Source organism: Bifidobacterium myosotis (assembly GCF_002259745.1).
In the GTDB taxonomy this organism is placed as follows: domain Bacteria; phylum Actinomycetota; class Actinomycetes; order Actinomycetales; family Bifidobacteriaceae; genus Bifidobacterium; species Bifidobacterium myosotis.
The window spans coordinates 1-1695 of sequence record NZ_MWWW01000043.1 but is presented as its reverse complement, the minus strand read 5'-3'; the positions used below and the strand labels follow the sequence as shown (position 1 = coordinate 1695).

Here is a 1695-nt window from a genome sequence, read left to right as displayed (position 1 = left end):
CGACGATGGCGAACACACGGCCCTGGCTCAGCGAGAACGCCGGAAGGGCGNGANTCGCGCAGGACAGACCCTTGACGATGTTGCCGATGACCAGCGCCTTGCGGGCGCCGAACACACGGTCGGCAAGCCAGGAGCCGACAATGCCGAACATCGAATTGATGGCACCGGTCGCGGCAATCAGCTGGGCAGCCTCGCCCTGCGTGAAGCCCAGACCCTTGGTCCATGGCGTGTACAAATAGGGCGCTATTGCTGTTTTCGTGGGTGGTTGTTTGCCGGTGAGGCGTTGAACCGGTAAGAGAAGAGCGCTTTTTGGTTAGGATGTTCATCGACCAAGAAAAACACAACCGAAAAGCGCCTGATGAACAGCATATTCAAACAGCTCCTCAACGTCAAAGGCATGGTCGTCGAGAACGTCTGCATCGTCGATGGTCCCATGCGCCCCGAACCCGTGCTCGAGGTGCGGGTGCGTCCGCGTGCGGGCATGCTCAGGTGCTCGAGGTGCGGGCGGAAGCGTCGTGGCTATGACCGTGGCGGCGGCGTGCGCCGATGGCGCCATCAGGATTTCGGATGCTGGCGGGTCGAACTGGTCGCCATGATGCCCAGGGTGGACTGCCCGAAGTGCGGCGTGGTGGTCGCGTCCGTGCCGTGGGCGGAGCCGGGAAGCCGGTTCACGCGGGACTTCGAGGCGGAGTGCGCGTGGCTGATGACCGTCGCCAACCAGAAGACCGTGAGCGGGTTCCTGCACGTGGCGTGGAGGACCGCCGGCCAGATCGCCCGCAGGGTCGCCGGCCGGCTCAGGGCGTCGGCGCCCTCGCCGTTCGACGGTCTCACGTCGATCGGTGTGGACGAGACCAGCTACAGGAAGGGCCACACGTATCTGACCGTCGTCGTCGACCACGAGCGCGGGCGCGTGATCTGGGCGCACGACGGGTACGGCAGGGACGTGTTCGACCTGTTCTTCAGGCAGCTCACGCCCGAGCAGCGCGCATCCATCCGGGTCGTCACCGGCGACGGCGCGAAGTGGATCGACTCATGCGTCAAGGAGCACTGCCCGAACGCGGAGCGCGTGCTCGACGGCTTCCACATCGTCAGCTGGATGACCGGCGCGCTCGACGACGTCAGGAAGCGCCTGTGGAACGATGCGAGGCGCGGCGGCGACCAGGAGGGCGTCAAGCGCATGCGCGGCGTCAAATACGCCGTGTTGAAGAACCCCGACCATCTCACCGACCGGCAGGACGAATCCCTCGCCGCATTGAGGAACACGGATCCCAAGGGCCAGCTCTACCGCGCATGGCAGCTCAAGGAACTGCTGAGGAACCTGCTCAAGCACCCGCTCGGACAGGCCACCGCGGAACTCAAACACTGGGTGTTCTGGGCGTCCCACAGCCGCATCCCCGAGATCGTCGAACTCTCCCAAAAGATCCGCAGACGGCGGCCCGACATCCTGCGCACGATCGAGCTGGGCTACTCCAACGCCAGACTCGAGGCGTTCAACAACAGGATCAAGGTCACCATCCGCATGGCCTACGGCTTCCACCACGTGGACAACCTCATCGCCCTGATCATGCTCCGATGCGGCGGCCTCGACATCCGACTACCAAAGCCCACAACCTAACCCACGAAAACAGCACAAGCCTCNCANTTCTANACAGANCNNTNGNGACGCATGTGAGCTCGGTGCTTCGAAAGCTCCAG

The 1695-nt window shown here is 64.0% G+C and carries 1 protein-coding gene; it reads left to right on the top strand.

Annotation, left to right across the window (positions count from 1 at the left end):
* The first annotated feature begins 358 nt into the window (after positions 1-358).
* Positions 359-1615, top strand: coding sequence for an ISL3 family transposase (locus BMYO_RS11235; RefSeq protein WP_233428271.1), 1257 nt, complete (start codon positions 359-361; stop codon positions 1613-1615).
* Positions 1616-1695: the final 80 nt, after the last annotated feature.